The 25,615-nt window shown below is 63.7% G+C and carries 18 protein-coding genes; 11 read left to right on the top strand and 7 right to left on the bottom strand.

Annotated features, from left to right (window positions below; translation table 11 throughout):
- Positions 1–15: 15 nt before the first annotated feature.
- Both GTP58_RS10280 and GTP58_RS10275 read left to right on the top strand, forming a co-directional pair.
- Positions 16–1,734: a tetratricopeptide repeat-containing response regulator gene (locus tag GTP58_RS10280; protein ID WP_229215534.1), complete on the top strand. Its 1,719-nt coding sequence runs from the start codon at positions 16–18 to the stop codon at positions 1,732–1,734.
- A gap of 124 nt (positions 1,735–1,858) precedes the next feature.
- Positions 1,859–2,074: a hypothetical protein gene (locus GTP58_RS10275; protein WP_072786943.1), complete on the top strand. Its 216-nt coding sequence runs from the start codon at positions 1,859–1,861 to the stop codon at positions 2,072–2,074.
- Positions 2,075–2,080: 6 nt separating this feature from the next.
- On the opposite strand, the gene GTP58_RS10270 is transcribed toward GTP58_RS10275, so the two are convergent.
- Positions 2,081–2,845, bottom strand: coding sequence for a PhaM family polyhydroxyalkanoate granule multifunctional regulatory protein (locus tag GTP58_RS10270; RefSeq protein ID WP_161077451.1), 765 nt, complete (start codon positions 2,843–2,845; stop codon positions 2,081–2,083).
- A gap of 131 nt (positions 2,846–2,976) precedes the next feature.
- On the opposite strand from GTP58_RS10270, the gene GTP58_RS10265 reads away from it, so the two are divergent.
- From GTP58_RS10265 to GTP58_RS10245, 5 genes are all read left to right on the top strand, one after another.
- Positions 2,977–4,149 (top strand): DUF3108 domain-containing protein, encoded by a 1,173-nt coding sequence (locus tag GTP58_RS10265; RefSeq protein ID WP_161077450.1) that lies wholly within the window; start codon positions 2,977–2,979, stop codon positions 4,147–4,149.
- Between the two features lie 5 nt (positions 4,150–4,154).
- Complete coding sequence (locus tag GTP58_RS10260; RefSeq protein ID WP_161078109.1) at positions 4,155–4,904, top strand: DUF3108 domain-containing protein; 750 nt, start codon at positions 4,155–4,157, stop codon at positions 4,902–4,904.
- Between the two features lie 82 nt (positions 4,905–4,986).
- A complete protein-coding gene (locus tag GTP58_RS10255) occupies positions 4,987–6,333 on the top strand; it encodes a hypothetical protein (RefSeq protein ID WP_072786947.1) in 1,347 nt (448 codons plus the stop codon).
- Positions 6,326–7,093 carry a hypothetical protein gene (locus GTP58_RS10250; protein ID WP_229215533.1) on the top strand — a complete coding sequence of 256 codons (768 nt, stop codon included), beginning with the start codon at positions 6,326–6,328 and terminating at the stop codon, positions 7,091–7,093. The genes GTP58_RS10255 and GTP58_RS10250 overlap by 8 nt, the downstream gene beginning before the upstream one ends.
- A gap of 3 nt (positions 7,094–7,096) precedes the next feature.
- On the top strand, positions 7,097–9,934 hold the full coding sequence (locus GTP58_RS10245) for an ATP-binding protein (RefSeq protein ID WP_161077449.1): 2,838 nt from the start codon (positions 7,097–7,099) through the stop codon (positions 9,932–9,934).
- On the opposite strand, the gene GTP58_RS10240 is transcribed toward GTP58_RS10245, so the two are convergent.
- Together GTP58_RS10240 and GTP58_RS10235 are read right to left on the bottom strand one after the other, a co-directional pair.
- On the bottom strand, positions 9,931–10,440 hold the full coding sequence (locus GTP58_RS10240) for a hypothetical protein (RefSeq protein WP_072786950.1): 510 nt from the start codon (positions 10,438–10,440) through the stop codon (positions 9,931–9,933). The genes GTP58_RS10245 and GTP58_RS10240 overlap by 4 nt on opposite strands.
- 86 nt (positions 10,441–10,526) lie before the next feature.
- Positions 10,527–11,054: a hypothetical protein gene (locus GTP58_RS10235; protein ID WP_229215532.1), complete on the bottom strand. Its 528-nt coding sequence runs from the start codon at positions 11,052–11,054 to the stop codon at positions 10,527–10,529.
- 123 nt (positions 11,055–11,177) lie between these two features.
- On the opposite strand from GTP58_RS10235, the gene GTP58_RS10230 reads away from it, so the two are divergent.
- Together GTP58_RS10230 and GTP58_RS31615 are read left to right on the top strand one after the other, a co-directional pair.
- On the top strand, positions 11,178–13,637 hold the full coding sequence (locus GTP58_RS10230; RefSeq protein ID WP_161077448.1) for a prolyl oligopeptidase family serine peptidase: 2,460 nt from the start codon (positions 11,178–11,180) through the stop codon (positions 13,635–13,637).
- Between the two features lie 86 nt (positions 13,638–13,723).
- Positions 13,724–13,855: a hypothetical protein gene (locus tag GTP58_RS31615; protein ID WP_255490691.1), complete on the top strand. Its 132-nt coding sequence runs from the start codon at positions 13,724–13,726 to the stop codon at positions 13,853–13,855.
- Here the strand turns inward: GTP58_RS31615 and GTP58_RS10225 are convergent.
- Positions 13,834–18,306: a translocation/assembly module TamB domain-containing protein gene (locus tag GTP58_RS10225; RefSeq protein WP_161077447.1), complete on the bottom strand. Its 4,473-nt coding sequence runs from the start codon at positions 18,304–18,306 to the stop codon at positions 13,834–13,836. The genes GTP58_RS31615 and GTP58_RS10225 overlap by 22 nt on opposite strands.
- Positions 18,306–20,057: an autotransporter assembly complex family protein gene (locus tag GTP58_RS10220; protein ID WP_229215579.1), complete on the bottom strand. Its 1,752-nt coding sequence runs from the start codon at positions 20,055–20,057 to the stop codon at positions 18,306–18,308. Before GTP58_RS10220 ends, GTP58_RS10225 begins: the two co-directional genes overlap by 1 nt.
- 189 nt (positions 20,058–20,246) lie before the next feature.
- Between GTP58_RS10220 and queC the strand changes: the two genes are divergently transcribed.
- Together queC and GTP58_RS10210 are read left to right on the top strand one after the other, a co-directional pair.
- Positions 20,247–20,954 (top strand): 7-cyano-7-deazaguanine synthase QueC, encoded by a 708-nt coding sequence (gene queC / locus GTP58_RS10215; RefSeq protein WP_161077445.1) that lies wholly within the window; start codon positions 20,247–20,249, stop codon positions 20,952–20,954.
- Positions 20,955–24,008, top strand: coding sequence for a CHASE domain-containing protein (locus GTP58_RS10210; RefSeq protein ID WP_161077444.1), 3,054 nt, complete (start codon positions 20,955–20,957; stop codon positions 24,006–24,008).
- Positions 24,009–24,012: 4 nt separating this feature from the next.
- Here GTP58_RS10210 and GTP58_RS10205 read toward each other — a convergent pair whose 3' ends face one another.
- Both GTP58_RS10205 and GTP58_RS10200 read right to left on the bottom strand, forming a co-directional pair.
- Positions 24,013–24,405 (bottom strand): hypothetical protein, encoded by a 393-nt coding sequence (locus GTP58_RS10205; RefSeq protein WP_072786956.1) that lies wholly within the window; start codon positions 24,403–24,405, stop codon positions 24,013–24,015.
- Between the two features lie 522 nt (positions 24,406–24,927).
- Positions 24,928–25,557 carry a PEP-CTERM sorting domain-containing protein gene (locus GTP58_RS10200; protein WP_161077443.1) on the bottom strand — a complete coding sequence of 210 codons (630 nt, stop codon included), beginning with the start codon at positions 25,555–25,557 and terminating at the stop codon, positions 24,928–24,930.
- Between the last annotated feature and the right edge of the window lie 58 nt (positions 25,558–25,615).

The following is a 25,615-nucleotide window of genomic DNA, read 5'->3' as shown; positions in this document are numbered from 1 at the left end:
ATGAGCGTGGACGTCATGACCTCCTCACACTCGGCTGAAGGCGGTATCGACTGGGGCGAAAAGCGCTACCTGATCATTGACGATTTCGTCGGTATCCGCCAGCTGCTGCGCGAGTCGCTGCGCAACCTCGGCGCCAAACATATCGACCAGGCGTCCAGTGGCGGCGAGGCCATGGTGCTGCTGTCGAAAACCCGTTACGACGTGGTGCTGTGCGATTACAACCTGGGCGACGGCAAGAACGGCCAGCAGGTGCTGGAGGAGGCGCGCATCCGCAACCTTATATTGCCGTCCAGCGTGTGGCTCATGGTGTCGGCTGAAAAAAGCGTGGAGTCGGTGATGGGGGCGGCCGAGCATCAGCCGGATGCCTACATCATCAAGCCGATTACCGAAGGCGTGCTGTTGACGCGCCTGAACCGCGTATGGGTCAAGAAGCAGATTTTCAGTGATATCGACCAGGCCTTTGCCGACAAGGACTACCTGCGCGCGGCCAAGCTGTGCGAAGCGCAGATCGCCCACAATCCGCTGCATGCGATCGACCTGCAGCGCATGAAAGCCACGCTGCTGTTGAAAAGCGGCGATCCCGAACAGGCCGGCCAGGTGTATGAGCAGGTGCTGCAGGACCGCGAATACAACTGGGCGCGCTGCGGCCTCGGTAAAATCCGCATGGCCAACGGCGACCTGGAAGCCGCGCGCATGATGTTCCAGGCGGTGATTACCGATAACCGTTTCTACATCGATGCGTTCGACCAGCTGGCGGAATCCTTTCAGCAGCAGGGCAAAACGGAAGAGGCCTTCGACGTGCTGCAAAAAGCGGCCAAGCTGTCGCCCAATTCCGTGCCGCGCCAGCGCGCGCTGGGCCAGACCGCGCTCAAGCTGGGCAATATCCCGGTGGCGGAAAAGGCCTTCCGCAAATGCATCGAGATCGGCGAGTTCTCGGTGCGCAAAACCGTTGACGCCTATCTTGGCCTGGCGCGCGTGTGCGGCCAGAAGAACGACACCAAGGAAGCCATCCGCCTGCTGAATGCCGCCGTTCACCAGTTCGGCGGCGACCAGGTCACGCTGCGCGCCAAGATCACCGAAGGCCTGGTGTATCACGAGAGCGGCGACTTCCGCCGTGCGCGCAAGTCGGGCGATGAGCTGGAGGCCATGCTGGCCGATGAAGGCCGCCAGCGTCCCGACACTGAAACCTGCCTGGACATGGCGACGCTGCTGTTTGCGGTCGGCGTCAAGGATGCGCCGGTGAATCTGCTGTGCTACGTCACCCGCAACAACCACGACAATGTGCCGCTGCTGGACGATGTGCAGAAGATCTTTGACCGGGCGCGCATGGGCGAGGAGGGCATAGAGCTCATCAAGAATGCGCGGCAGGAAGCCGCCGAAATGATGAACAAGGGCGTACTGCTGTGGAAGACGGGCAAACTCGCCCAGGCTGTGGAGTGGATGCGCGTGGCGCGCAAGGCGCTGCCGCACAATATGCGTATCCTGTTCAACTCCGCGCAAATCCTGATCTCGCATTTGCAGAACAACGGTTACGAGCGCGGTCTGGCCGATGAAGCCATCGGGGTGCTGATGCATGTTGACGCCATCGCACCGGGACAGCAGCGCTTCGCCCAGCTCATGGAGCAACTGGCCTTGCTGGCGCCTGTTTCTGGCGTGGTGGCCGCTGCGGCAGCCAGCGAATATGAGGCGGAAAACGGCCCCGTCCCCGAGAGCACGCGCTGGACCGGCAACTAAACTGACGGCGCCACGCAACAGCGCGCTTGTTTCAGCTTCGCCAAATGATTACACTGATTTATGGCGCAGCCCTGTCTGCGCTTGATTCGCTGTCAATATTGAGGGCAAATAAAGGGCACAAAATATGCGCGATATCGCCATGGAAGTGTATAAAAAAATGAAGGTCGGAGGCGTCGCCTGGATACGGCCAGTCTCCGCCAAAGGTGACACCCTGGACAGTTTTCAGGCCGCCCACGACAGCGCCAGGCTGCTCGAACAGGAGGGCCTGATCGATATCGAGAAAGTGCAGCGTCAGGCCGACGGCCTGATTGACGCCATCCGCATCCAGCGGCTGGCGTAATTCCCGTTACGGTTTATCGGACGCTGGCTTGGCCGGTTTGGCGGCAGGCTTTTTCGCCGCCGGTTTTTTCGCGGCCGGCTTGGTTGCTGCCGGTTTGACCGCCGCTGGCGTTGAAGCGGCTGGCGATGCTGCGGGCGCCGCGCCGGCAGCAGACTTGCTCGCAGCCTGCTGCGCGCTGGCGGCCGCTGCGGCGAATTTGACGGCTGCATCGGTCATCATCGATTCGGACGCCATGGCGGTCGACACGGCCTGCTTGAACTGCTCCTGCAGCAGGTTCCACCAGGCGTTGGGCTGGCTGCCAATGGTGCCGGTGCCTGTACCGGCTGCGGCAGCGGCTTTCGGCGCTTCCGGCTCAGGTGCGGCTTTGGCTGGCGGCTCCGGCGCTTTCGGCGCGGTGGTCGCCTGTTCTTTGTCCGCTTCGCGTGCATGGTGGAAGAAGGCCGAAGCGTATGGATTGGCGTCGAAAATCGACTTGTCGTTGACGCCCGTGTTGACCGCCGAGGCCAGGCTGGCGCCCACGGACTTCAGCGTGGCGATGGTGTCGCGCTGGACTTCCAGCGCCTGTATGCTCCCGCGCAGCATGCTCATATTCAGATTGAGCCAGCTCTCGACCGCTTTGAGGTCGTTGATTTTCTTGTCCAGTTCTTCGACCGACAGGGTCGGCGCCGTCAGGCCTGGTACGCCCATGCTGCCCCACAGGTTTTTTACGAAGTCCAGCGTGTCGTTCATTACTCCAGCGCCGGGGATGTTCGGCATTTGCGGATGCGGCATGAGACTCTCCTGTCAGGTGGGCGTTTTTAGCGCGTTTAGCGTAGCAGATATTTGTACGCCCTTCAAAAGTTTTTGACAACATTTCTGCGTCTGTAAAGCCGAGATGGGCGATCCCGTTTAAACTAGCGGCCATGACGATTGCTTCCCTCCTTGCCCGGCATCGGCGTGTGCTGGTTTTGTGTGCCGCCACGCTGGCGTTGCACTATGCCGCCATTGACTGGGTGGGTGGAAGCTTGAGTGCGCAAACGCACAGACCATCGGCGTTGGCGCCGTCTCTGATGACAGCGCAGTTGCGGCTGGCCTTGCCCAAGCGTGTGGCGACGCCACCGGCACCGGAAGTGCAGCCGCTGGCGGCAGCGCCCAAACCCATTGTCAGGACGAAGCCGAAAGCGCGCGAAGCGGTGGTGGCGCCGGTCAGCGCGGACACCGGCGCAGCAACCGCGCAGGCGGCGGCGGATGCGGCTTCGGTCGTTGCTGCGGCAAGCGACATCGCCCTCAGCGCGCCGGCAGCGGCAGGTGGTGAACAGGCCGGCGCTGCGCAGGCGCAGACCGGTACGCCGCCACCCGCAGTAGCGCAGGGCGAAACGCCGGCCGCCGCAGTGCCGCAGGCCGCACCGCGCCAGGGCATGCGCCGCTACAAGGTCAACCTGCCGCCATCGGCCGTGTTTGAGATGTCGGTCGACCGGGTCGATGCCGACGGCACCAAATGGACGGGGGCTGCCACCATGACATGGCATACTGACGGCAGCCGCTATCGCGCTTCGGTGGAGGCGGGTATCAGCCTGCTGGTCACGCGCATCAACCTGCTGGTGCTGCGCAGCGAGGGCGAAATCGATGACTATGGCATCGCCCCGCTCACGGCCACGGAAAAGCGCGCGCGCCGCCCTGAAACCGCGACCCACTTTAACCGCGACACCGGCACCATCAGCTTTTCCGCGTCGGAGCGCAGTTTCCCGCTGCTGGTGGGGGCGCAGGACAAAGCCACGGTGCCGTTCCAGCTGGGCGGCATCGGCCGGGCCGATGTCAACCAGTTTGGCAGCGACATCGATATACAGGTAGGCGAGGAAAAGGAAGCCACCGTGTTCCGCTTCCAGCTGGTAGGCGAAGAGGAAATCGAGACGAAGATGGGCAAGCTGGTGACCTGGCATCTGAGCCGGCCGCCGAAGCCGGGCACGTATTCGTCCACATTGGATATCTGGCTGGCACCAGGCATGAACTGGTACCCGGTGCAGATCCGTAACACCGAAGCGAGCGGCGCGCTGACCACGCAAACCGTCTCCACTATGAAGATGACAGACAAATGAAGAAAATGACCACCTTGTGCGCCGGCTTGCTGCTGGCGTTTTCCACCTACACCGTGCACGCGGCCGAAGCGGCCAATGGCGAACACCCGAGCAGCAAGCGTCCGACCAGTGCACCGCCATCGGCTGACCTGAGCTACAGCCTGAAAATCAAGCAAAGCGGCCTGTCGCTGAACGGCACCGCCACCGTGCAGTGGCGCGCCGGCGATGGTAAATATTCCATCGCCACCGAAAGCCGCGCCGCCATTTTCGGCAAGGTGGTGGAAAACCGCAGCGAAGGCGCGATCGACGACTTCGGCCTGGCGCCAGCCAGCTTCTACGAGAAGCGCCTGCGCAAGGATCCGTACACCACCAGCTTCAAGCGCGCCGAGAAGACCATTGCATTTACTGAAAGCGACGTCACCTATCCGATACTGGGGGGCGAACAGGATCGCAGCAGCGCCCAGTGGCAGCTGGCCGCGATGGCGCGCGCCACGCCGGACAAGTTCAAGCCGGGCAGCGAATGGCATCTGTTCGTGGCGGGCCGCCGCGACGCCGAGCAGTGGAGCTTCAAGGTGCTCAAGAACGAGACCGTGCAAATCGGCTCGGGCGAGGTCAATACCGTCCACCTGGTCAAGGCGCCACCGCCGGATGCGCAGGGCCAGCAGGTGGACCTGTGGCTGGCGCCGTCGATGGACTGGTACCCGGTGCGCGTGCGCTTTAACGACAACGATGGCGACTTCGTCGACCAGACACTGGAAAAGGTCGTGAAGAAGTAGCCGCCTGCTATACTGACGCCCCCCGCGATAATCAGAATTGTTTGCAAAAAATGCAATGGCGGGGACCACAGAATGGCAAAGAATGATTGAACCTATAACAAGTGATGCAGTGCCAGACAGCCTGCAAGCCCACTTCCAGCCGCACATTTCCGCCGATGAGATCGAGCAGGTCTACCACCTGAAACGCGCGCAGCCGCTGCTGCAGGTGTTCACCGCACTGTTTCACGGCGGTTTTGACGGTGTGCTGGTGCGCTTGCTGGTGTTGCGCGAACTGGCTGGCGACACCAGTTCGACCAGTTTCTCGCGCGCGGACATCAATACCCGCCTGGGCTACCTGCTGCCGGAATCGCTGGAGACGGTGCTGATGCGCCTGCGCACCAACCAGCTGCTGGCCTGGGATGCGCAGCAGGCCGTGTACCGCATCACGCCGATGGCGCGCAACGTGCTGTCGGCCATCGACGCGCTGCTGGCCCTGGGCAAGGAAGAAGACGACAACGCCGAAATGGGCTTCCTGCTGTCGCAGGTGGCTGGCGCCCAGGTCATGGGCGGCGTCACGGTCGATCAGCTGCATCACCTGCTGGGCCGCCTGGTGGAACTGACCGAAGAATTCTCCGATGCGATTGCGTCCGGGTCGGAATTCCGCCTGCGCGCCTCGCAGGCCAAGTGGCATATGGCGTGCGACTGGGTGGAGAAGGGCTCGGAAATCCTGCGCGCCATCACCACCGACGAAAATGCCGACAGCGCCACCCACAAGGCCGCGCAGGCCATCGGCCGCGCCCAGTCGGCGCTGCTGAACATGCAGGGCATGTTCTCGCGCGCCCTGAACCAGATCGAGCGCCAGCGCGTGCACCTGGGCCAGTCCGGCCTGTCCACCACGGACATCAAGCGCTGGCTGCTGGAACACGAAGACCTGGCCTCGCTGGCCATGGACGCCATCGACAAGCCGGTCGTACCGCTGTTCATGACGCCGGCAGAAATGATAGACGTAGCAGAAACCGAATTAATGGCCGACCGCATAAACACCACTGTATCCAATGGCCTGCCGGCCGGCACCGATGCGCCGACCACCGTCAGCGACGGCCCTGCCATGCAGCAGGAGCTGGACGACTGGCTGGCGCGCCTGTCCGACTTCGCCACGCTGGGCAACTTCCCGGCTGCTGCGGACGAAGCGCCGAAATCCATCCAGGCGCACGAGTCGCTGCTGCCGGCATCGTTTGCCGTGGCGTCATACCGCGCCTCGCTGCTGCCGCTGCTGGGCGATGCCGATGAAGCGCGCCTGCAGGGCGCCACCGCCCAACTGGCGCGGCTGCCGGTGACGTTCTCGCCGCAAGATGAAATGGTCAAGCTGCCCGACCTCGAAGTCGCAGCCATGTCCCTAGCCTCCCTTACACTGTCTTTGAATCCGGAAGGCGACAAGTCTGATGAATGATGATGCACAAATCCTGATCGCGCGCCTGCTGTCGCACCAGACGCTGCGCCGTGACGATAAACTGGTCAAGCGCGTGCTGTCGGACGAACAGTTCCGCACCGAAGTCGATGGACGCCTGCTGGCGGTTGGTCTCAAGCTGCTGGACAACGTCTATGCCGACCACGTTACGCTGGCCCTGCACCGCAATATCGAGCCGAAGATTTTCGGCGCCAAGGACGTCTGGCAAAACAATAACTTCGGCCTGTCGCGTGATGGCGTGGCGCTGCTGGTGGTGCTGTGGGCGCAGATCATCCTGCCCAAGCGCGAACGCCAGGAAACCCACCAGCACGCGGAAGACAACCAGAACGATATGTTCGGCGTCGAGAAGCCGCTGCCGCGCGCGGAAGACACCTCCATCGGCATCGCCTACAAGGCGCTGCTGGCCGACTTTGGCGACAAGCTGGGCAAGAAGACCCGTCTGGACATGAACCTCGGCATCCTGTCCAAGCTGGGCTTCATCGAGCGCCGCGGCGATGTCGTCGTCGAAGGCCCGCTGCTGGACCTGCTGATGGATACCGACTTGCTGAAAGAGCGCATCGTCAATGGCGCGCTGGCCGACGTCTTCAAACGTTCGCCGCCGACCATCGTCGCGGTGCCGCGCAGCGAGCCGCCGATTGCGGTCGATGTCGTCGCCACCGACGAAGAAGAAATCCTGCCTGCCTTCGACATACCACCGCCGCCACCGGCGCCGATCGAAGACGACACTCCAGCCAAGGACTAAGCCATGTTTCACATTAAATCGCTAGAACTGGTCCACTGGGATTACTGGCAACGCATCAAGAATATCCCGCTGGACGCCAAGATCATCACCATCGCGGGCCAGAACGGTTCCGGCAAGACCACCTTGCTGGACGCGCTGCGCACCCTGTTTGGTCTGGACTGCTCGATGGGCCGTACCTACAAACACTACGCGCGCCACAGCGGCCAGCAAACCGCCTGGCTGCGCGCCGTGGTGGACAACAAGCCAATGGGCCGCCAGCTGTCCAACCGTCCGTTCCGCAGCTCCGGCTTCTTCAGCGATGATGAAGTCACGCTGTTCTGCCAGATCCAGAAAAACGGCGGCGACTGGAAGCGCCAGTACCTTATGCGTCCGGGTAATGTGCAGATCGAAGACATCGGCGACGCTGGCAACGACTGGCTGGGCGTCGAGAACTACCGTAAGCGCCTGGCCAATGCCGGCCTGTCGCCGGCGATGGCCAAAGTGCTGGCGCTGGAGCAGGGCGAGACCGACAAGCTGTGCGAATACGCACCGCGCCAGCTGCTGGACCTGGTGTTCCAGGTGTTCGGCGACAAGGAAGTGCTGGATGCGTACGACGAAGCCAAGCGCCACCAGCGCGACACCGAAACGGAACTGAAACGCTTTGAAGCGGAGCTGGAAGCCTCCAGGACCAATCTGGAAGGCCTGCGCCTGCGCGTGGCCAACTACCACCAGTGGGAAGACCTGAACAAGGAACGCCGCAACCTGCAGGAAGAAGTGCTGCCGTCGCTGGAGTACCATGAGGTACGCGAGAAGAACGGCAACTTGAGCCGCCAGCTGCGCGAAGCGCGCAAGCCGCTGATGCAGGCCGACGCACAACTGGCCGACAAGCGTTCGATGCTGGCCAGCCAGGCCAAGGCGCTGTCGGATGCGCAAAGCCATGAGACGGTACTGGAGCAGGAACTGACCTCGCTGCAAACCCGCCTCACGCACGTCAACACCAAACTCAAGCCGCTGGAAAGCCTGCTGGAACAGAAGGCCCGCCTGGAAAAACTGGCGGCCGATTCCGGCGCCGACCTGGCGGAAGTAGCGAAGACGCTGCAGGAAAAGGAAATCGAACTGGCCCGCCAGCGCACCGCGCGTGACGCCATTTCGGCCAGGATTGCCGGCGAGCTGTCGACCATCTCCGCGCTGCAGGGCAAAACCGCGATGCCGGAACCGGAAGCACAGCGCAGCATGCGCAAGGTGCTGAACGATGCCGGCATCGGCCATGTCATGTTGTCGGATGTGGTCGAAGTGACCGATCCGAAATGGCAGGGCGCGGTGGAAGGCGTGCTGTCGGGTTACGCGTCGGTGGTGCTGCTGGATAAATCGTCCGATGCCGCCGCTGCCTACCGTCTGGCGGAGAAGGAGCGCTATCGCCACTTCATCGTGCCGGACCTGGTGCATGCGCCGACCATCAAAGACAACTCGCTGATGTCGGTGGTGAACTTCTCGGCCAAAGTGCCTGCATGGCTGGTCGAACAGCTGTCGCGCATCACCCGCGTGGACAGCGTGGATGTGGGCGCAAAGCTGGGCAGCCACGAAGAGTGGATCACGCCGGAAGCCTATCACCGTGAACGCCGTGGTGGCCGCTCGCTGTTTGTGGAAGTTTCGCGCTACCGCTTCGGTTCCGCTGGCCGCACCCAGCGGATGGAAGCGATCCAGAAATCGCTGCCGGCGCTGGAAGCGCAGGAAGACCAGCTGACGCTGCAAGTGTCCAAGCTGGCGACGGAAATCAGCTCGCTGAAAACCCGTCTGGCCGGCGTCGATGCGGCCAAGGAACTGGCAGCGCGCTCGGAGGAATTCGCCGATGCCGCCAGCAATGCCGTGCCGCTGCGCGCGGAGCGCACCGACGTCGGCGCACGTCTGGGCGAGCTGCAAAACCTCATCAAGAATGCCGTGGTCACCCGCACCCGCGCCGACACCACTTGGCAGAACGCGCGCTTCGCGCTGTCGGAAGCGGAAGCTGGCATGCGTCTGAATCACAAGCGCGCGCTGGAACAGCGTAGCGAGCACGCCAAGGCGCTGCTGGCGCTGCGCAAGAGCTGGCGCCATCTGCCGCAGGCCTGGCGCCGTGTGGCACGCCGTGCCGCGCTGGTGAAAGAGCACCAGAACGCGCACCAGGTCAATCTGCGTATCCACAGCCTGGAAGCCAGCCTGGCGCGCAGCGACTGGGAGCTCGATGCGACCGTGATCGACCAGTACCAGCGCCTGAACGACCAGCTGCATTCGCGCCAGTCGGAAACCGAAGAGCGCCGCTACCAGAACAACCGCGCCATCGAAGCGACCGGCAATGCCCGTGGCGCCTACATGGAGCGTCTGCGCTACACCATCAAGACCTATGCGGCCAACATCAAGGAGCTGGGCCAGCTGGCCGGCATCGAGGTGAGCACCGATCCGGTCCGCCTGGAGAACGACGACGTGCAGCTGGCGCAAGCTGGCCTGCACGTGCGCTTCAAGTTCGACGGCAAGGGGGTGATCGGCATGAACGACGGCGAAGCGTCGGGCGGCCAGCAGGTGATGAAATCGCTGGTGCTGCTGATTGGTCTGCTGAAGTCGGAAGAAGGTTCCGGCGGCTTTGTGTTCATCGACGAACCGTTTGCCCACCTGGATATCCGTAACATCCAGCTGGTCGGCGAGTTCCTCAAGAACACCGACGCCCAGTACCTGATGACGACGCCGCTGACCCACAACACCGACGTCTACGATCCTTCGGAACTGACGCTCATCACGAGCAAAAAGAAGAAGGACACGCAGTGGGCGCAGCCGATCTTCGTGCTGCAGCGCCGCCAGCAGCAGGAAGCGGCAGCGAAGGCGGCCTAACCCGCCAGCAGCTGATCCAGTTGCTGCACCAGCAGGGCCGCGGTATCGCGGCCCTTTGCTTTGGTGACGCCTTCCAGATAGGGCGCGCGCAACAGGCGCAGTTCGTCCACCGAACCCGCTTTCTCAACCTTGAGTTGCAAGGTGAAACCGCGCAGGCCCATGGTGCTTTTGATGGTCTTGTTATAGAAGTTGTACACCGACTGGAATTGCTGCACCTGGTCGAGCGCGATCGTGGACGGTGGTGGCAGCGGCAGAGGTAACGGCAGCGGATCGGGTTCCGGCAGCGACGCATAGCTGGTCGCCAGCACGATGTAGTCTTGCGCCAGCAGTTCCTGCAAGGCGCTGTGGTTCAGGCCCAGTCCCGCCACATTGCGCAGCAGTTCTTCCTCGGACCGGTGGCCATCGACGAGCACCAGCAGGGTACGCAAGCGCGACGCAAGCTGGTACTTGCGGGTGGCGATTTCTTCCCTGCCTTTGGTGGTCTTGTCGTAGATGGACGTCTTCATAGCAGTGCAATCTTGTTGCCTTGCGGATAGATTCAGCATACCACCAAATCCACCGCACACAGCAGCTTACAAGATAGCACTGTGGCTTATTTGATGTCGAAAATATCAACCGGGCGCGGCACCGGTTTTTGGCTGCGCCGCCATTGCACCAGCAGTCCGGCATACACGCCGTAGAAGCCGCCCAGCAGGCCAAACAGCCAGGACGAAATCGGGTTGCCGAGGAAGTCCGGGTCCAGCGGCAGGCCGTTATGCATATGCAGATACGCTTCGAACAAACGGTAGATCAGGCGGCTGATGAACAGCATGCAGACCAGCAGCGCGAGCTTGCGGTTCTGTGTGTAGAAGAAGCCTTCCGGACGGTTTTCCAGGCGGCTCAGTTTCATATTGCGCTGGCCCAGCAGGCCACCCACCACGGCGCCGGCCAGCAGCGCCGCCAGCGCGGTCCAGTTACCCAGAACTTGTACCGTCACCGCCAGCAGCATCACCACCATCACCGCCAGCGTGGCGTAGTGGCGCCACAGTTCGGACCTGGTGCGGCCCAGCACGATCTTGAGACGGGAGTAAATACGCCATACCGCCAGCGGCACGAGCAGCAGCAGTACGAGTGTGGTCATTTCCATAATCTGTCCAGGTGCGGAATCGTCAAAACCGTGATTGTACGGCACGGATTGACAATCAAGGCTAGCATGAGCAAACTGAACTGCAGCAGCCCCTGCTTCTGGACCGAAAGGACATCCATGAACAAACCATTGTCTGTGCTGCCCCTGAATTTAGGCCTGCTGGCCGCTTCGCCGCAAGCCGGCGCCCAGCAGGGCGGCTACCGCCTGCCGCCCGCGGCGCTGCAAGACATCGTCGATGCCGCGCGCGCACCGGCGCTGAGTCTGAGCCCGCAACGCAATCTCGTCGCCGTGATTCAAACCCCGCCGCTACCCGGCATCGCCGAAGTGGCGCAGCCGGAGCTGAAACTGGCCGGCTTGCGCATCAACCCGCGCACCTGTTCTTCATCCCGCTTTTCGTTTGGTACGGACCTGGCCTTGCTGGATGTGGCGACGCGCAAGGAAAGCCGCATACGTGGCCTGCCGCGCGGCTTGCGCCTGTCGGACCTGAGCTGGTCGCCGGACCAGCGCTATCTGGCTTTTTCGCACGTGGCCTTGCAGGGCGAGCGCGGCGCGGTCGAGCTGTGGGTGGTCGATATCGCAGACCGCAAGGCGCGCAAGCTGTCGCCGCAGCCCTTGTCCACCGTGCTCACGCGCGGCTTCAACTGGCTGCCGGACAGCAGCGCACTGCTGGTGCACTGGCGGCCCGCCGGGATCGGCAAGCCGCCCGCTTCGAGCGGCGTGCCGTTTGGGCCGATCGAACAGGACAGCACTTCCGACGGCCATGTGCGCCAGTTGCGCACCTACCAGGATCTGTTGAAGAATGAAGACGACGCGCGTCTGTTCGAGTACTACATCACGGTGCAGATGGCGCTCGTCGATGTGCACGGCAAAATGCGGCTGGTGGGCGCACCGGGACCGTTCTCGCGCACCTCGATAGCGCCGAGCGGGGAATATATTCTGACGCAGAGCATGACGCGGCCGTATTCGTACATCGTGCCGGTATCGAGCTTTGGCGAGCGGCTGGAGGTGCGCGACATGCACGGCGAGGTTGTGCACACCGTCGCCAATCTGCCGCTGGAAGAAGGTCTGCCGCCGGGGAACGATGCCGTGTCCGAAGGCGTGCGCCACGTGGCCTGGCGCGCGGACGCGCCGGCCAGCCTGGCGTGGGCGGAGGCCCAGGATGGCGGCGATCCCGCGCGCGAGGTGATTGATGGCATCCGCGATCTGGTGATGCTGCACGCGGCGCCGTTCCGCGAACCGCCGCTGGTGCTGGCGCGCCTGACCATGCGCTACGCCGGTATTGCCTGGGGCCGTGATGATGTCGCGCTGATTAACGAACGGTGGCACAAGACGCGCGACTACAAGCAGTGGATGATCGCACCGGGCCATTTGTCGCGGCCGCCGGAACTGATCCACGCGGGTTCTTACGAGGACCGCTATAACAGCCCCGGCTCGCCGGTGCTGCGCGCCGACCTGAATGGCTTCCCGCGTCTGCTGATCGGCCCCGGCACCACGGTGCTGCTGGATGGCGCGGGCGCCACGCCGGAGGGCGACCGTCCCTTCATCGACCGTCTGAGCCTGACCACCAGGCAGAAAGAGCGGCTGTTCCAGAGCGCCGCACCGTATTTTGAAAACGTCGCGGCCATCCTCAGCGACGATGGTACGCTGCTGCTCACCACGCGCGAGTCGCCGACCGAGCGGCCCAACTACTATCTGCGCGATCTGAACAAGCCGGAAGGCGAGCAGCTCACGGCGCTGACGCACTATCCGCATCCGACGCCGCAGCTGCGCGATGTGTACAAGGAGCAGATCCGCTATCCGCGCGCGGACGGCGTGGAACTGACGGCGACGCTGATGCTGCCACCCGGCTACGACGCCGCCCGCGATGGTCCGCTGCCGATGCTGATGTGGGCCTATCCGCAGGAATTCAAATCCGTCGGCGCGGCCAGCCAGAACACCGGTTCACCCTACCGCTTCAATGCGGTCAGCTATTGGGGACCGGCGGCGTTCCTGGCGATGGGCTATTCGGTGCTGGACAATCCCTCCTTCCCGATTGTGGGCACTGGCGATGATGAGCCCAACGATACCTATTTGCCGCAGCTGGTGGCATCGGCGGAAGCAGCGGTGGAGGAGGTGGTGCGGCGTGGCGTCGCCGACCGCCACCGCATCGCGATAGGCGGCCATTCGTATGGTGCGTTCATGACCGGCAACCTGCTGGCGCACACGCGCCTGTTCCGCGCCGGGATCGCGCGCAGCGGCGCCTACAACCGCACGCTGACGCCATTTGGCTTCCAGTCCGAAGAGCGGCCGTACTGGCAGGCGCCGGCGGTGTACCAGGCCATGTCGCCGTTTAATAACGCCGACAAGATCAAGGACGCGATGCTGCTGATCCATGGCGCGGAAGACAGCAACTCCGGCACCTTCCCCTTGCAGAGCGAGCGCATGTTCCAGGCCATCAAGGGCTTGGGCGGCACGGCGCGGCTGGTGATGCTGCCGAATGAATCCCATGCCTACCGGGCGCGGGAATCCATCATGCACATGCTGTACGAAACCCATGCCTGGCTGGAGAAATACGTGCGCCATGCATCACCCCGGTAGAAGGGGTCTGACCCCGTACGGGGTCAGACCCCAGATCGAAGTCCGGGGTAAAATGGCGCCATGCCCACGCCCCTGGAGTGACGACCATGAAATTATTTCACCGCGCCCCCGATCCCGTGCCGGCGGACGATCCCGTACCGCCGAACGTGCCGCATCCCGTACCGCAGGATGATCCGGTCCCCGACCACAACCCCAGTCAGTCAAACGCCCAGGTGTAGAGCACGTCCAGCGCGTTGTTGGTGCCGGTCTGGAACTGCAGCGTGATGCGCGGGTTGAGTTTGTACTTCAGCTTGACCAGACTGGTCGCCGTGCTCGCACCCTGTTCAAAGCTCAGGTAAGCGCGCGCCGAAATGCGCTTGCCGACCGTGACCACCGTATTCTGCAAGCCCGTCGCCGCGCCTGCGGACGAGGTACCCGCCGCCTGGCCCACGCCCAGTTCATCCACGCCCAGCGCATTGGCCAGCTTGCCCTGGCCGCCGCCGAACAGGGCGCCGGCTGCAGTGCTGAGCAAGGCCATATCGTTGCCCTGCGTGTTGTCGATGCCATGGCCCAGCACCAGCCACGCCAGCTTGTCGCTGTCCGACACGGTGGGCGTTGATACTAGCTTGGCTTGCGGCGCCAGCGCGGTGCCGCGGACTTCCACACCCGCCTCCACATTGGTCTCGCTGAGAGCCTCGCCTTCCGGGCGGCGGCGCACGGCCAGGATGTTGAGGCCGGGATTGTCGTAGGCGCCGGTGAAGTTGATGACGCCACGGTCGATTGCCAGCTTCTGGCCATATGCCGCATACGTGCCGCTGACCACGCGGATGCTGCCGTTGACGCGCGGCGGACGGCGGTCGGCAACGCGGATACGCAGCGTGCCGGCCAGCTGGGCATCCAGACCCTTGCCCTTGAGCGCGAAGTCATTACCGAGATCTGCCTCGACATCGATATTCAGCGGCATGCCCTGCGGCGCTTTGGCGGCAGGCTTGGTTTTACCGACGATGACCACGTCGTCGCTCAGCGTTGGCGTATCTGCACCCGCCAGTTCGATGTTGGCGCGGTCGGCGCGGAATTTGCCATCGAGCTGGAAGTGCTTGGCGTCGCGCGTCAGCGTGCTTTGGCCGCTTAGCACCAGGATGCGGTCCGGGCGCGACAGCACTTCCAGTTTGTCGGCGCTGAGCTTGAGCTGCATGGTGGCCTCGTTGCCGGCGTAGCGTATCCAGCCATCCGCCTGGGCGCTGCCTTGCGTCCCGTCGAAGGCCAGTTTTTGCAGTTGCAGCTGGTCGCCGGTGACGCGCGCCTGCAACTGGCCGTTACGCAGCTTGATGCCCTGGTCCAGCCAGTTGACGCTGAGTTTGTCGCCGCTGATGTCGCCGTTCAGCTGTGGTGCGGCGATGGTGCCGCTGCCGCTGATGGCGGCTTTCAGCGTGCCGTCGATTTCCAGGCCGGGCTGGCCGGCCAGTGGTGCGAGCCAGGCGAGCGAGCCCATATTGGCGCTGCCGCTGACGGTGAAGGTGCTGTCATCGGCGAGGCGGCCGTCGCGTAGCACGGCGCTGCCATCCAGCTTGGCCTGGCCGGCGCGGCTGCCATCGACGTTGAGCTGGACGCGCAGCGTGCCGTCGGTGACATCGGCGCGCGCATCCAGGGTGCGCAGGCCGAGGGCTTGCGGCAGGTCGGCGCCGGTGATGGTGAGGTCGCCCTGTTCGCGGAAGACGTGGACGCCGCCCGCCAGCGCGCGCGTGGTGGCCTGCAGGTTCAGATTCCAGTCAGCGCCGATGGTCATGGAGCTGCGGACGTTGTCGCGCCAGGCGTCGGAAAGCTGGGCGAGATAGTTGACCGGCACACCGGCCGCCTGGCCTTTGCTGCGCCAGGCGGTGCCGGTCTTTTCAAGGTAGTCGATACGCACCGAACCCGCAGGCAGATTGATGGCGGTGCTGCCCAGCACAAGCTGCTCAGGCTTGAGCAGGCCGGCCACGCCGGTGTCTTCCGGTGCGACCAGTTTCAGCGGTGCTGGCGCGGCCAGCGTGAGGGCGAAGCGGCCACGGTTTTGCAGCGTGTCGATGGCGCCGGTCCAGGTGTCGTTGGCCCAGCTACCTTTTACGCGCAAGGCGGCATCGAAGTCCGGATTGCTGGCGCTCAGCTGGATGATGTGGGCCGAGCGCGTGCCGCTGGTCTGCAAGCGTGCCTTGTCGAGCGATATCGCTGGCGAGACGTAGCGCGTGATCTCGATGTCGCTGACCAGCGGTACGTCAGCTGCAATCTCCGCAGCTGCCGCGTTATTGCGTGTTGCGGCGCGGCGCGCTGTGCTGGTACTGGTGCTGGCGCTGACGTTGCTGCCGCTGTCCATCGCGATCGTATTGCCCAGCGTGGCGCTGCCGCGAATGGTGCCGATCTCCTGCTGGCCTGGTGTACGCAGATTGCTGCCGTTGAGTGTCAAGGCCAGCGCCGGACGCGCACTGGTGCCGGACAGCGTGCCGTTGGCGCGCAGCGTGCCGCCGAACTGCGGACCCAGCGCGCCCAGTTGCGGCGCATCGAGCTTCCATTCCAGCTTATCCAGCGCGCTGCCAAAGCTACCCTTGGCTTGCAGGCTGTTGCTGGCCAGGTGAAGGTCGACGTCCGCATTGCTGACACTGCCCTTGGCAGCAGTCAGCCTGGCGTAGCCGGACAAGGGTGCATTGGCAAACATCGATGGCTGCAGCATCAGGTTGACGCCGGCCTGCCAGTCGCTGGCCAGCCGTGCATCGCCAGTGAACGTGGCGTTGATCGCGCCTGCCTGCGCCGCGCCGAAGCTGGCGGGGTTCAGGCGTTGAATGCTGCCCGCCACTTTCAGCTGCGGCGTGCCCTTGACCACGGCGACATCGCCGGCCGCGTGGATCACGCTGTCCGCAGCGCGCTTGGCCGAGGCGAAAGCCAGGCCTTTGGCATCCGCCTCAAAACTGCTGCGCGGCGCGTCCATGCTGCCCGTGACCATGCCGCTGGCCGTGATGGCGCCTAGCAGGTCGCTGCTCACCGCCGACAACTGGCGGGCATCGACCTTCCAGCGCAGTTGCTCGCCGGGGGCGCCGAAATTGCCGCTGACATCGGCCGTATTCTGCGCCAGCGACAAATGGGCATCGACGCCGCTGATATGCCTGGCGTCGGCATTCAGCTTGCCGTTGCCTGTCAGCGCCTGGCCCATCAACTTGCTGGCCTTGATCTGGAAGTCCGCCGCCACTTGCCATGCTGGCGTCAACACGCCCTTGGCATTGATGTCGGCATTCAGGTCGGCGATGGGATACGCTGCACCCAGCGCCGATGGATCAAAGTGATCTGCACGTAGTTTGGCGCTGAATTCCTGCCTGTCTTTGAGGCTGGCCTGGCCGGTGGCGGAGATGCTGCCTTTCTTTGCCTGCAGGCGCACCTGGTGCAGTTGCAGCAGCGCGTCCGCCAGCGTGGCCTGCAGGTCGAGGCGCAGGCCCTTGTCAACCAGCGTGGCCGTCAGCGCCTGCTGCTTCGGCGTGCTGGTGAGCGCAATGTCGCCCGCGACAGCGGTCTTGTCGATGCTGCTGTGGATGTTCTTCAGATCCAGGCGGTCGGTGTGCAGCTTGAAATTGGCGGCATCGATGCCGGCGTCGGGCGCGCTGCGCTGAACTTTGCCGCCGCCCGTGAATTTGCCAGCCTGGCCCAGGTCGAGCAGCACGTTATCCAGCACCGACGCGGTCAGCGTGCCATCCAGGCGGCCGCTGAAAGTCTGCAGCGGCAGGCCGTTCTGGTCCAGCGGCGCTGACTTGCCCTGGTTGGTCAGCGCGAACTGGCCAGAGAGTTTCTGGTCCTTGGCAATGGCGGCGCTGAGTTTCAGGCCGAATTTTGCCTGCGGCCAGCTGGCGTCGAAGCCTGCCGGGTCAAGATCCCGGCCAGTCAGGTCGATGGCACGCAGTATCACCGGATCGAATGGCGCCAGCGCCAGTGCCGCTTCGCCGCTGGCGCCGTTGGCCGCGCCTTGCACCTTGAGCTTCAGCAGCGCCAGGTCGCCGCTGGCCTGCACGTTCACCTTCGCGTTTGCAGCAGGTGCGCTGCCATATGCCAGCGCCGCTTTTCCTTGCAGCGCAAACGGCTTGTTCCCCGCAATGGTCAGCGCGGCCGTGATGTCGCCAAACGCCGTATGCGCGGAGGCTTCCTGCACCTCCCATCCTTGTTGGCCGCCATCCAGACGGACGTGCAGACGTTCGATGACATCGCTGCCAGCGTCGCTGGTCAGCACCAGTTTGTCGAGGCGGCCATCCGAGACGCTCAGCTTGAATGGCAGCTTGAGCGACTCCGGCATGGTGGAAGGCTCCGATGGTCCCGTGCTTTGCACCACCACGCTGCGCGCATGCAGCTCGCTGATCGTCAGACCCTCGGAAAAATACTGCAATGGCGACCAGTTGATGTCGATCTGTTCCGCCGTCACTACCGTGTCCTTGGCGCGGTACACCAGCTTATCCACGTGCATGCGGTGATACAGCGAACCGCTAACGCCCGTCACGCTAATCTGTCCGCCGCTGGCATTGGAAATGCGCTGCACCAGCTGCTGCAAGGTCGATTCGCGGCCCAGCAGCCAGAAGGCGGCAGACACCAGCAGCACCAGCACGGCCAGGACGATCGCCACGCGGCGCGGCCAGCGACGGCGTGGCGCCACGGTGTCCTGAGATTTATCTTGTTCAGTCATCAGAAGGTGAATCCCAGCGAGAAGTGCAAACGATATTTACGAACTGCGTGGCCATACGCGACGTCGACGTTGATCGGTCCCACGGGGCTCTTCCAGCGCGCGCCGACGCCATAACCCGATTTCGGATGCAGGGCGCTGATCGTGTCGCCGGCGTTACCCGCATCGTAGAACACGGCCGCGCCATACTGCGGCTTGAACCAGTACTGATACTCGGCGCTGGCCGTGGCCAGATAGCGGCCGCCGGTGATGGCGCCGTCCTGTGCCACCCCCAGCTCCTGATAGCCATAGCCGCGCACCGACTGGTCGCCGCCGGCGCGGAACAGGTACACCGCCGGCACGCCGTTCTTGTCGCGTGACGTCAGCGCGCCCAGTTCGGCGCGGAAGATCGCATTGGTGCTCACACCCAGCGGCAGGTAGGCCACGCCGCGCGCATAGCCGCGCACGAAGGCTTCATCGGTCAGGATCGGCAGCAGCGCACCGCCTACCTGCGCGTTCAGCGCATAGCCCTTGGTCGGGAACAGCAGGTTGTCCAGCTTGCGCCAGGTGACGCCGTACGTCAGCGGCAAGCTCTTGCTCTGGCTGGACGGGATGCCGCCAATGGTCTTGGTCTCGGTCAGCAGCTCCAGCGTCAGGCTGCGTTCCAGCAGTGGCGTGCCCCAGGCGCGCTTGCCGGCGATGCTGGCCACGCTGGTGACTTCGCCCGAAATATCGCTGCGTTCAAACGATGCGCCGACGCTGTCGTTGTAGCCTTCCGGCGTGACCGGGAAGTAGAAATTGCTGGTGGCGGTCTGCTTCTTGGTTTCCAGCGTCAGCGCGCTTTTCATGCGCAGGCCGAACACCGACAGATCGTCATAGGTCAGCGAGGCACGGTTACCCGTGTTGGTCGAATAACCCAGACCGGCGCTGACGTTCTTGCGCTTGTTCTCGACCACGCGCACCAGCAGCGGCAGGGGCGCCATGGGCGCGGCGGCATTCTGCTCCGGCGTCATCGCTGCGGCATCCAGCTGTTCGCTGAGGATGGCGCTCATGTCAGCGCTGACTTCCACGCTGGCGAAATAGCCGGTGTCCTGCAGGCGTGACTGGTAAGACTGCAGCGCCGCTTCGCTGTAATAGTCGCCCGCATGGATTTGATTCAGGTTGCGGACCACGGAAGCGGGGTAGCGTTTCAGGCCTTCGATGCGCAGTTCGCCGAAACGCATTTCCGGGCCGCTGTCGATCACCACGTGCAGGTTGGCCAGATGGGCTTCCGGGTCGACCGTGGCCTGGCTGTCGACCAGCTGCGCGCGCGGATAGCGCGTCTGCACCACGGAGCGCAGCGTGGCGCGCTTGGCGCCTTCCCACGCCTCCTGACGGAATACCTCGCCCTTTTTGAGCGGCCACGCGGCCTTGAGCGCATTCACGTCGAACTGCTTGTCGGCGGGCAGTTCGGGATTGACGCTAAAGCCTTGCAGTTCAAGCGCGATTTCACCCACGCGGACCGGTTCGCCCGGTTCCACCTTGATGAGCACCTGCGGTGTAGCGGAGTCGCGGTCCACGCGCGCGCTGATCACAGGGGAGTAATAGCCATCCGTCGCCACCAGCGTGCGGATCTGCTCCGGCGCCACGCGCACCAGCCGTTGCAGCTGTTCGCGGTCGATGCGTTCATTGCCGCGAAAACGCAGCAGGTCCAGATTGTGTTCCAGCAGTTCGCGCACCTCGCCGGGGGCGTCGATACGGACGTCATACTTCAAACCTTGTGCCTGCGCCGCCATGGCCAACAGGGCCGTAAGAAGTCCGCCGGATACTTTTGTCACAACTTGTGCCAAAATTCGTGATCCTGCCCGTTTTTTTGCTGGCGATGCCGGTAACATGAGACTCCATAAGGTGTACGCTAGTAAGCATGTTACCGGATTGCCCAGAAAGATGGCGTACTAATAATATTGCTTCATCTGGAAAGAATTATGCTGCCTACCGATACCGCCCTGGTCCTGTTTAGCGGAGGCCAGGACTCCACCACCTGCCTGGCCTGGGCGTTGAAACACTATGCGCGCGTTGAAACCATCGGTTTCGATTACGGCCAGCGCCACGCAGTGGAACTGACCGTGCGCCCGCAACTGCTGCAAAGCCTGCGCGACCAGTCGGCCGACTGGAACGCCCGGTTGGGCGAAGATCACATGATCGACCTGTCGCTGATCTCGGCCATTTCGCAAACCGCGATGACCCATGACATCGCGATTGAAACCCAGGCCAACGGCCTGCCGAATACCTTCGTCCCCGGCCGCAACCTGCTGTTCATGACGGTGGCGGCCACGGTCGCCTATCGCCGTGGGCTGACGGTGCTGGTGGGCGGCATGTGCGAGACCGACTTCTCCGGCTACCCGGACTGCCGCGACGACACCATGAAAGCGCTGCAGGTGGCGCTTAACCTGGGCATGGACACCCGCATCAAGCTGGAAACGCCGCTCATGTGGCGCGATAAAAAGCAGACCTGGGAGCTGGCGCAGGAACTCGGCGGCCAGCAGCTGGTGGACCTGATCCGCAGCGGCACCCACACCTGCTATCTGGGCGAGCGCGGCGCGCTGCACGACTGGGGCTATGGCTGCGGCACTTGCCCGGCCTGCGCGTTGCGCGCACGCGGCTACCACCAATTTGTGGGCGCCGAGGTGTAGATGCCTGCCCATACCCAGGCACGGCTGCGCCGTTTGCTGCAGGATCTGCTGTCGCCAGCGATCCTGTCGGCACTGGTGCTGACCGGCTGCCTGGGTGTGACCGCTGCGCTATGGCATAGCGCCAGTTCCGATGCCGAACAGGACGCCCAGGCCGACTTCGACGGCCGGGTGCGGGAGCTGGTGAATAATCTCGATCAGCGCATGCAGACCTATATTCAGGTGCTGTATGGCGTGCAGGGCCTGTTCGCCAGTTCGGAAAGCGTGGGACGGGATGAATTCCGTACCTATATCCTCGGCCAGGAACTGAACCGCCACTTCCCCGGTGTGCACGGCGTGGGCTTCATGAAGCTGATTGGTCCGCACCAGCGCGAAGAGCATGAAGCGATGGTGCGGCGCCAGGGCTTTCCTGCTTATCGCGTGTTCCCGCCGGGCGAACGCGCCTGGTATGCGCCTATCGTCTACCTGGAGCCATTCAGCGATAACAACCGTCTGGCGTTTGGCTTCGACCCCGCATCGGAAGCGCGCCGCCGCATTACGCTGGAGCAGGCGCGCGATTCCGGCCAGCCGGCGATGAGCGGCAGCATCCGCCTGGTGCAGGAGAGCGATAAGCTGGTGCAGTCGGGTTTTCTGATCGTGCTGCCGCTGTATAACCACGGCCAGCCAGTTGCCACGCTGGCGCAGCGCCGCGCTGCAATCAACGGCTGGGTGTATGCGCCGTTCCGCGTGGGCGATCTGATGGCGGGTCTGGGTGGCCCGCGTGCCGCCGCGCTGGATGTGGAAATCTACGATGGCGACGCTATCGCACCGTCGGCGCTGATGTATGACAGTGCCGCCAATGCGCAGGGCAAGCAGCGCACCACGCGCCAGCAAATCAGCATTGCCAACCATCGCTGGACGTTGCGTATCTCGATGCTGCCCGGTCCTGCCTCGGCGCGCAGCGACAAGGCACAGCAGATTGGCCTGTTTGGCGTGTCGCTCAGCGTGCTGCTCGCGTGCCTGACCTGGCTGCTGGCCCGTGGCCGCGTGCGCGCGCGCGAAGGGCTGCAGCGTAGCAGCACGCTGACCGAGGAACTCAAGGAAGGCCAGTCGACGCTGATGGTGCTGGCCGATAGCGCGCAGCGCAGCCAGGCCATGTTGCGCAGCATCCTGGATTCGACCATCGACGGCATCCTGGTCGATAACCTCAAGGGCACCGTGCTCAATTCCAACCGCCGCTTCCGCGAGCTGTGGAATGTGCCGGAGCACCTGGACTGGCAGAGCGATGGCGCGGTGCTGATGTCGCACATGAGCGCACAGCTACGCCATGCGGGCAGCGGCCTGCGACTGGACGAACCGGCGCAGCTGACGCTGCCCGGCGTGCAACGCGGTACACCGTTCGAGGAAGAGCACGAGGTGCTGCATCTGAAGGATGGCCGCGTGATCGAGAAGCATACGCGCGGCCTGCAGCTGGGCAGCGAGCCTGCGCGCATCTGGTCCTTCCGCGATATCACCGAACGCACGCAGATAGAGCAGCGCGAGCAGACGCGCCGCCATGTGCTGGAGCTGCTGGCGACAGGCGCGCCGCTGCAGACCATCCTGGAAAGCGTGGTGCTGGGCGTGGAAGCGGATAACGAGGATATGTTGTGCAGCATCCTGCTGCTCGACGAAAGCGGCGAGCATCTGCTGGTGGGCGCCGCGCCCAGCCTGCCGGCCTTCTACAACGCCGCCGTGCATGGCCTGACCATCGGCAAGGGCATGGGCGCTTGCGGGCAGGCGGTGGTGACGCGTAACCGCGTGATCGTGGAAGACATCCGCAGCGCGCCATCGTGGGCTGAATACCGCGACATCGCCTTGCAGGCGGGGCTGGTGTCGTGCTGGTCCGATCCTATTTTCAGCGCCAGCGGCACGGTGCTGGGCACGTTCGCGATCTACCACCGCGATGCACGCTTGCCCAGCATGGCGAATATCGCCCTGATCGAGCAGGGCGCACGCCTGGCCGGCATCGCGATTGAACAGGCGCAGGCGGCGGTAGCGCTGCGGGCCGGCGAGGCGCGCTTCCGCAGCCTGTACGACCATGCGCCGGTGGCGTTGTGGGAACAGGACTGGTCCGCCGTGCGCGGCGCGCTGGCCGAACTGGAGCTGTCGGGCGTGGAGGACCTGGAGGGGTATTTGCAGGCCAATCCGAGCCAGTTGCGGCGGCTGGCTTCCCTGGTGCGCATCATGGATGTCAACGCGGCAGCGCTGGAGCAGGTGGCGGCGCCGCCTGGCCGCAAGGACCTCGGCGCATTGACGCTGGCGCAGAACTTCGACGCCACGGCGATGCCGAATTTTGCGCGCGCACTCACAGCGCTCGCGCGCGGGCAGCACTTCTTTGCCTGCGAAGGCAGCTTTGAACGGCTGGATGGCGTGGCGCGCCTCAACGAGCTGACGCTGCTGGTGATGCCGGGCCATACCCACAGCCTGGATTTTGTGATTGTCTCGACGCTGGACATCACCGAACGGCGCCGCATGAACGATGAATTGCGGGTGCTGGCGACCACCGACTTCCTGACCGGCCTGTCGAACCGGCGTGAATTCATGGGACGCCTGCAGGAAGAGCAGGGACGCCTGCAGCGCGATATCGGCGCCTGTGCGGCCGTGCTGTTGCTGGACATCGATCACTTCAAGCGCATCAACGATGAATATGGCCATGCGGCGGGTGATGCGGTGCTGCGCCAGCTTGCGGACCTGATGCGCGACGGCCAGCGCAAGATCGATATGCTGGGCCGCATCGGTGGCGAAGAGTTTGCGATACTGCTGCCGGGGACCGACCTGGATGCGGCGGCGGTGTTTGCCGAGCGTCTGCGTCAGCGCGTGGAGCAGACGCCCATGCAGCTCAACACCGGCGCCGCACTGGGCATCACGGTCAGCATCGGGATTGCTGCTATGGGAGGGAATTATCCGGCCGGGGATTCGGCGCTGATCCGCGCCGACCAGGCGTTGTACTGCGCCAAGCGTGGTGGCCGTAATCGGGTGGAACTGATGGATGTGGAGGCGGATCGGCCGGGGCATCAGGTCCCGGCCGCTTCCGGTTGAATCGTTACACTGCCTGTTGCATGGTTGCTTGTGCGCGGTGCTTGCGTGGGCGGGACACGAAGATCCAGTACAGGCCAACCGGGATCAGCAGTGGCAGCAGCAGGGGCGACACCACCGCCACGGCCACCAGTGCTGCCAGGCCCACGCCAGCGACGGCGAGGATGCCGAGACTGGCGAACAGGATGCACAGGAAGACCGCCACACACACCATCACCAGGCCGGCAAACAGCATGCCCGCGCCGCCGAACACCACCGCCAGCACCGCACCCAGCGGGCCGTCGATTTCATCGCCATCGATATTGACGTACATGCCGTCGCCAAAGACCGCCTGCCACAAGGCAATGGCCAGCAGGAAGATCAGCGCGGCAAAGATGAGTTTTTTTGCTTTGGTGTTCATGGCGTACCCCGTTCGTTGATTTCGTTAATGCCGTTTGGCATGGTTGAACTGTACCGGTGACGAACCGCGACAGCGAACGGATTGCGACAGACCGGCGGATTTGCAGGATGGAACGCATGCCAGCGGCGACGAGCTGGAATAGGCGGGATTAGACCTTGATTTAAAGTTATGGTGGTCTAAACTGATAATCTCACTTGCACATGGAGGGCTTGAACATGGCTTGGCTAGCAATGAGCGAGGGGCAATCGATTCCCTCGGTATGCAAACGAACGAGGCGCCAATGCAGCGCCCGGCGCCTCTCTGGCGGAGGACCGAAAGGCCCGCCATCGGCGCCGCCGACGATACCGCCTATTATCATCACGCCGTTTACATACCAGGTGCCGGAGCCGGCCATCGACCCGCGCATCACACCGCTGAAGCCGCCGATCACGGAGCGGCGACCTTGCATGACCTGCTGAGGTCTCACAACAGGAAATAAAAAAGCCCGCATGCGTTGCGGGCTTTTGCGTTGGAACGGGAAGCTTATGCTTTGCGGCGGCGCGCGACCGCTGCCACCAGGCCGAGGCCGGCCAGCAGCATGGCATAGGTTTCCGGTTCAGGTACGGCCGCAATATAGGAATGGTTGTCCGACTCGAACGCATCCTGGGTGGACGAGAAGGTCACCTTGGTGATGGCGGTGCTGCTGAAGATGTTCATGTAGAAGCCGACGCCCTGGTTGCCGTCCGGCGAGACGGTGGCTGCGGCCGCCATTTGCGCACCGGTGATGGTGGCCAGATGGGTGGCGCCGGCATACAGGTCGACGGAATTGTAATTGTCGGGCGAGCCCATGAAGAAACCAAAGTAGCTTACGCCATAGCCGCCGAACGTGACGCTGGAAGACGATGGCTGGCCGTGCGTGGTGCCGACCGAGAAGAACGCGGTCAGATCGCCTGGCGGCTCGGCAGCGTAGCCGGAGTTGCCGGGATAGGCAATGACTGCTGCCGGGTTGTCGTAGGTGGCAAAGCCGCCCGGCAGGCCGCTATCAAAAGTGACGGTGGCGGTCACGGGCTGGGCCGAGGTCATGCCGCCGGTGGCGTTATAACTCACGCTGGCGTGAGCGCCGAAAACTGCGCTGGCCAGGCTCATGCCCAGCAGGAATTTGCTCATGGTCATCGTGTTCCCCTTTTTATTAGCCACTGGAAATTGCTGATTGCAAATTAATAATACAAAT

Source organism: Duganella sp. CY15W (assembly GCF_009857555.1).
GTDB classification, from domain to species: Bacteria; Pseudomonadota; Gammaproteobacteria; order Burkholderiales; family Burkholderiaceae_D; genus Rugamonas; species Rugamonas sacchari.
This window is presented reverse-complemented; position numbering and strand designations above follow the sequence as displayed.